This window comes from Longicatena sp. 210702-DFI.1.196, from assembly GCF_020563125.1.
GTDB classification, from domain to species: domain Bacteria; phylum Bacillota_I; class Bacilli_A; order Erysipelotrichales; family Erysipelotrichaceae; genus Longicatena; species Longicatena caecimuris.
On the sequence record NZ_JAJCPX010000016.1, the window covers coordinates 56,308 to 62,998 of the forward strand.

General features: G+C 39.1%; 5 protein-coding genes. 4 read left to right on the top strand and 1 reads right to left on the bottom strand.

Annotated elements, in window-relative coordinates:
* The first annotated feature begins 18 nt into the window (after window positions 1-18).
* The 3 genes from ilvC to asnA all read left to right on the top strand — a co-directional run bounded on the left by ilvC (window position 19) and on the right by asnA (window position 3,902).
* Complete coding sequence (gene ilvC / locus LI241_RS08460) at window positions 19-1,014, top strand: ketol-acid reductoisomerase (protein WP_008687856.1); 996 nt, start codon at window positions 19-21, stop codon at window positions 1,012-1,014.
* Between the two features lie 19 nt (window positions 1,015-1,033).
* Window positions 1,034-2,698, top strand: a complete 1,665-nt coding sequence (gene ilvD / locus LI241_RS08465; protein WP_008687863.1) for a dihydroxy-acid dehydratase — start codon at window positions 1,034-1,036, stop codon at window positions 2,696-2,698.
* 187 nt (window positions 2,699-2,885) lie between these two features.
* A complete protein-coding gene (asnA, locus tag LI241_RS08470; RefSeq protein ID WP_008687865.1) occupies window positions 2,886-3,902 on the top strand; it encodes an aspartate--ammonia ligase in 1,017 nt (338 codons plus the stop codon).
* Window positions 3,903-4,280: 378 nt separating this feature from the next.
* Here the strand turns inward: asnA and LI241_RS08475 are convergent, their stop codons facing one another.
* A complete protein-coding gene (locus LI241_RS08475; RefSeq protein WP_008687867.1) occupies window positions 4,281-5,942 on the bottom strand; it encodes an NFACT family protein in 1,662 nt (553 codons plus the stop codon).
* A gap of 112 nt (window positions 5,943-6,054) precedes the next feature.
* Between LI241_RS08475 and gmk the strand changes: the two genes are divergently transcribed.
* A complete protein-coding gene (gene gmk, locus LI241_RS08480; protein ID WP_008687868.1) occupies window positions 6,055-6,630 on the top strand; it encodes a guanylate kinase in 576 nt (191 codons plus the stop codon).
* The last annotated feature ends 61 nt before the right edge of the window (window positions 6,631-6,691 follow it).

Consider the following 6,691-nt stretch of genomic DNA (forward strand, 5'->3'; position numbering starts at 1 on the left):
GAACAGGAGGAAAAAGATATGGTAAAGGTGTATTATGATGCAGATTGTAATTTGGATTTATTGAAAGGAAAAACGGTTGCTATTATCGGATATGGCAGTCAGGGACATGCGCATGCGCAAAACTTGAAGGATAGTGGTGTCAAGGTCGTTGTAGGTTTGCGACCAGGCTCTAAGAGTCGTGCCAAAGCAGAAGAAGCTGGCTTAACGGTTATGGATACCGCAGATGCCGCAAAAGCAGGCGATGTTGTAATGATCTTGGCTCCGGATCAGAATCAGCCGGATATTTATGAAAAGGATATTAAACCAAACTTGGAAGAAGGCAATATGTTGATGTTTGCCCATGGTTTTGCAATTCATTTTAATCAGATCGTCGCACCGGAAGGAGTCGATGTTACCATGTGTGCCCCAAAAGGTCCGGGACATACCGTTCGCAGTCAGTATTTAGAAGGAAGAGGGGTACCTTCTTTGATTGCCATCCATCAGGATGCAACCGGTAAAGCACGTGAATATGCATTGGCTTATGCAAGTGGAATCGGTGCTGGTCGTGCCGGCATCATAGAAACTACCTTTAAAGAAGAAACAGAAACTGATTTATTCGGTGAACAAGCTGTCTTATGTGGTGGTGTCTGTGAATTGATGCAGGCTGGTTTTGATACGTTGGTTGAAGCCGGTTATGAACCGGAAATGGCATATTTTGAATGTATCCATGAAATGAAACTGATTGTTGATTTGATTAATAGCGGAGGTTTTGCAATGATGCGTTATTCAATTTCTGATACTGCGGAATATGGTGATTATGTAACTGGTAAACGTTTGATTACCGAAGATACAAGAAAAGAAATGAAGAAAGTATTAGCTGAGATTCAGGATGGAACCTTTGCTGGTAATTGGATTACCGAAAATAAATCCGCAGGCCGTGCCCATTTCTTGGCAATGCGCCGTGTCCATGCCCAGCATCCATCAGAAAAGGTTGGTGCACAGCTGCGTAAGATGATGAGCTGGTTAAAAAAATAAGAAGAGCAGGTGAAGAAGGATGAGTAGAGCAAGTGATCGAGTTTTAAAGGGAGATGCCTGCGCGCCGCAGCGCTCCCTCTTCTATGCTTTGGGATTAACCGAAGAAGAATTAAATCGTCCCTTGATCGGTGTTGTCAGTGCGTATAGTGAAATTGTTCCGGGGCATTTGCATTTGGATAAGATTAGCGAGGCCGTGAAAGCCGGTATTCGCATGGCAGGTGGTACGCCAATCATGGTACCTAGCATTGGTGTATGTGATGGTATTGCCATGGGGCATATTGGAATGAAGTACTCCTTAGCATCTCGTGAATTGATTGCGGATAGTGTAGAAACCATGGCCAATGCGCATGGGTTTGATGGTTTGGTACTTGTACCGAATTGCGATAAGATCGTTCCTGGTATGTTGATGGGCGCTTTGCGCGTGAATCTGCCAGCTGTAGTCATGAGTGGAGGAGCGATGCTGCCTGGTAATGATAAAGGCAAAGATATGAGTTTATCGACCATGTTTGAAGCGGTAGGAGCGAAAAAAGCAGGACTGATTGATCAAGAAGAATTGACGTACATTGAACAAAATGCTTGTCCAGGATGTGGATCTTGTTCCGGTATGTTTACAGCGAATTCGATGAACTGTCTATGTGAAGTGTTGGGAATTGCCTTGCCTGGCAATGGCACCATACCAGCCGTTTATTCGGCTCGCATGCAGTTAGCTAAAAAAGCCGGTATGGCAATCATGGATATGGTAGAAAAAGATATCAAGCCTAGAGATATCATAAATGAGCAGGCTTTACGTAATGGATTGGCTTGTGATATGGCATTAGGCTGTTCCTCAAATACGGTCTTACATCTTTTGGCCATTGCGAAAGAAGCGCATGTGGATATTGATCTGGATATAATCAATGAGGTATCACAAAAAACTCCAAATCTGTGTAAATTAGCACCTGCCGGACCGGATCATATCGTAGATTTGTATCGTGCCGGTGGCGTACAGGCAGTTATGAAAGAATTGCAGAAGAAACAATTGATTGATGATTCTTTAATGACCGTAACTGGCAAGACAATCAAAGAAAATTTAGCTAAGGCTGTCAATTTAGATCATAAGATCATCAAGGATATTGATACACCTAATTCACCTACTGGTGGCATTGCCGTATTATTTGGTAACATAGCACCAAAAGGCTGTGTGGTAAAGCGCAGCGCTGTGGATCCTAGTATGTTGGTGCATACAGGACGTGCCCGTGTCTTTGATAGTGAAGAAGATGCTATTGATGCTATTTATCAGGGAAAAATTGTCAAAGGCGATGTTGTCGTTATCCGCTATGAAGGACCAAAAGGTGGACCGGGCATGCGAGAGATGCTGAATCCAACAAGTGCATTGGCTGGTATGAAACTGGATAAAGAAGTCGCTTTGATTACGGATGGAAGATTCTCTGGGGCAACTCGTGGGGCAGCTATCGGACATGTATCACCGGAAGCCGCAGCGCATGGTCCGATTGCCATCATTCAAGAGGGAGATACCATCAGCATCGATATCAATGCCGGTAAGATCAATCTGATGATTGATGAAGCAGAAATGCAAAAACGGATGGATGCTTGGGTGAAACCAGAAGCGAAAATCAAAGAAGGCTGGCTGTATCGTTATGCACGTCTTGTAACTTCGGCGGATGAAGGTGCTGTTTTAAAATAAGAAAATAAGAAGCAGACAGTATAATTGAGACTGTTTGCTTTTTCTCTGGCATGATGAAAGAGGTTGTTGCATATAGTAAGAAAGTGGATGAAACATATGTAAAAATTGATTGTAAAAAATTTCAAAAAAAGATATATTTTGTAACATAAATGCGGTATAATAAAAGACATGAAAGTGAGTTGATAGTATGGCAGTTAAGGATTTGATCCTTCCATCACATTATGAAAATAAATTAGATGTCATCTCAACAGAGGTTGCCATTAAATATGTAAAAGATTTATTTGAACGTAGATTGGCTCATCATTTGAATCTTATGCGCATTTCGGCGCCGCTGTATGTAAGAAAAAGTAGTGGATTAAACGATAATTTAAATGGTGTTGAGCGTCCAGTAGGCTTTGATATTAAAGAGATTGATGAAGATGAAATGGAGATTGTCCATTCACTTGCTAAATGGAAGCGAATGGCATTAAAACGTTATCATATCGGCTATGGAAAAGGTATTTATACGGATATGAATGCCATCCGTCGTGATGAAGATTTGGATAATCTGCACTCCACATATGTTGATCAGTGGGATTGGGAAAAAATTATCGATCGTCATGATCGTAATCTTGATTTCCTAAAAATGACAGTGCGTAATATTATGAAGGCGCTTAAAGAAACAGAGAAAGAATTGGATATCATCTTTGAAAATTTAGAACCGTTTATACGCGAGGATGTGTATTTTATTACCGCACAAGAACTCGAAGATCGCTATCCGGATATGACGCCTAAAGAAAGAGAATATACAATTACAAAGGAACATAAAACAGTATGTATCATGCAAATTGGCGATATTTTATCCAGTGGGCAGAAACATGATGGACGTGCACCGGATTATGATGACTGGTCATTAAATGGAGATATTCTTATTTACTATCCTATTTTGGATTGTGCTGTCGAAATTAGCAGTATGGGCATTCGTGTAGATGCTAAGGCACTACAAGAACAGCTGAAAAAAGCTGATTGTGAAGAACGTTTAACTTTGCCTTATCATCAAATGTTGTTACATGATGAATTGCCGCTTACAATAGGTGGAGGGATTGGGCAATCAAGAATATGTTTGATTCTTTTAAATAAAGCACATATCGGTGAGGTGCAGGTATCACAGTGGAGCGATGACATGATTGCCGAATGTGAACGACATCATATATATTTATTATAGTGATAAGTATCAATATTTGAGAGGCATATTATTGCATATGATAGTAACTATCATTGCTATTTTAATTCATAGTATGATGGTTTAAAAAGTGCTTACGTAAATAAAGGTTGGAACAATAGCACTATGTGTTTTGGTAAAGATAAAGCTAGTGAAAAAAAGTGAAGAGGACACATGATCGTATCCTGTTCACTTTTTTGATGTGTTCTTAAGTAGGATAGCATTCTTACTAGCATATTCATTTTGTTGTTTTACACTGTATGATTTTTTATGCCTAAATGGTAAAAGAGTTCATGAGTTGCATAAAGTAAGATATTATCACTTATGCATAGCATGCTCTAATCAACAGCATGTATTTTAGCTGACAATGCCGTGAAAAAGCTATTTTCTTTTGTTTTCTCTGTGTTCATCTAGCAATCGTTGAATGACGGCTGCATCTGGATCGATATAAATGGTCTTATAGGTCGTTAAGGATACAAAGCTTCCTTTATTGCCAGGAATCTTTTTTAATTGTCGTTGTTGGCAGTAATTGATTGGAACACTGGAGGAATAGCGCCCGTTAGAATACCAGGCAGCTAACATGGCCGCAGTCCGTAAAGCAGCTTCATTTGGCTGTTCTAAAGTAAGGATGACATGAGCACCATGCAAATCTTTTGCGTGCAACCATGTATCTTTTTTTCGTGCGAGTTTCCATGTGACATAGTCATTCTGCAAATTGTTTTTACCTACATATATGCGATAATCATCAAATAGAAACGTTTCATAATGAGGAAGCTCTTGCTTTTTCTTTTTCCGGATACGACTTTTCTGTGCACGTAAATACCCTTGTTTTACCAATTCTTCCCGTATCTCAATGGCATCTTGAACACCAGCTTGCGATAATTGCGTTTCCATAGCCTCAAAATATGCAATCTCTTTCTCACACAAAGCGATTTGTTCCTTTAAAATACTCTGTGCTCGTTTGCTTTTATGATATTTCTGATACCAACGATTGGCATTACCTTTTATATCAAAACGCATATCGATAGGAATCGCAATCTCTTCTCCTGTTTCAAAAGAGGGCAGCGTAATTATCGGTTGTTTCTCAATTTCATGCATATAAGCAAATAATAAATCCCCATATTCTCGATATTTATCACAATCCATAGATTCAGCTAAAGATTGCTTAAGTTTTGGGAGCTTTGAGGTGTTTTTATGCAACTCGCGTTTGACACTGCGATATAAATCTTGACTTTGTTGTTTGATGCGCACTTTTTCTTCTTTTTCATAAAACAGAATATCCATGCCATGCATTAAAGGATATTGACGATACGTATCTGTTAGATGTGTAAGTGGAATACAATGAAAATAAACCTGATCTTTAACATCGCTAATATATAAAGTGTTGGAATCGTGAATCTTCTTTAAAATATCGTCGAATGCCTCACCTTTGTGCATGCGGTATTGTACCTCTTTAGACAAGAGTGGGGAAAAGCCATGAAACTGTTTGCTGAAAGATTCTTCGGCATCAAATGGTCCGTGATGATATGGGTCTTGTTTGTTACTGTGTGGCTCTGGCAAGGTAAATACTGCACCGGGTAAAATGGTACGTTTACTGTTTTCAAACGGCGGGATACGTTTTAAGGCATCAACGATGCGTCCATCTTCATCTACCAAAATGATATTGGCATATTTGCCCATTAATTCAATATATAAGTGCTTTTTATGAATATCACCTAATTCGTTGCGTGCTTCCAACTCCATATGGAGGATACGGTCAAGACCAAGTTGTTCTATGGTATGGAGGATGCCGCCATCAATCTGTTTTCGCAACAACATTAAAAAGTTGCTGGGAACCTCCATTGTCGTATAGGATTCTTTTGTGAAATTTATACGATTATAAACGCTGTGCAAAGAGATTAACAGTTTTTGATTGCCTGTTTGGGTACGTAATGTAAATAATAATTCAGTATCACTTATTTGTTGCAATTTTAATAATTTAGCTGGTAAAGCTTGCGCTATTTCTATTCGTAACTGTCTTAATAATAATCCATCAATTGCCATGCTTATCACCTCGTGAGTAACATTATAGCATAAAAGCAGAAAATAGCGAAAACATGTTTGACAAGCGAAATCACTACTAGTAAAATAAGTATAAAGAATAGAGGGTGTGCAAATGAAAAAAGGTCTGTTAATTATTATCAGTGGTCCTAGTGGAGTAGGAAAGGGAACCGTGCGTAATTACTTTATGAATGATGCGTCATTGAAATTGGCATATTCCATTTCCATGACGACAAGATCACCAAGAGCTGGTGAACAGGATGGCGTTGATTACATATTCACTACGAAGGAAAAATTTGAAGAGGCAATCCAACATGGTGAACTTTTAGAATGGGCTGAATTTGTTGGCAATTATTATGGCACTCCCATGTCACAGGTAGAAAAACTGCGCAATGAAGGAAAAAATGTCCTTTTGGAAATCGAAGTGCAGGGGGCTACGCAAGTAAAAGAAAAATGTCCAGATGCTTTAACAATATTTATTATTCCACCGAGTATGGAAGAATTGGAAAATCGAATTCGCGGTCGTCGAAGTGAGCCAGAAGAGGTTGTACAGCAGCGTTTGGCGAAAGCTGGAAAAGAAATGAAGATGGTGAATAATTATAAATATATTGTTTGTAATGATGACCCTAAATTGGCTGCAGAATTAATCAGTTCGATCATTAGACGTCACATGGAAACGGATAATAAATAACTTTATGAGGCTGTAACGAATAAGAAATAGCCTCACAAATAAAAATACGTCAAACTCATAA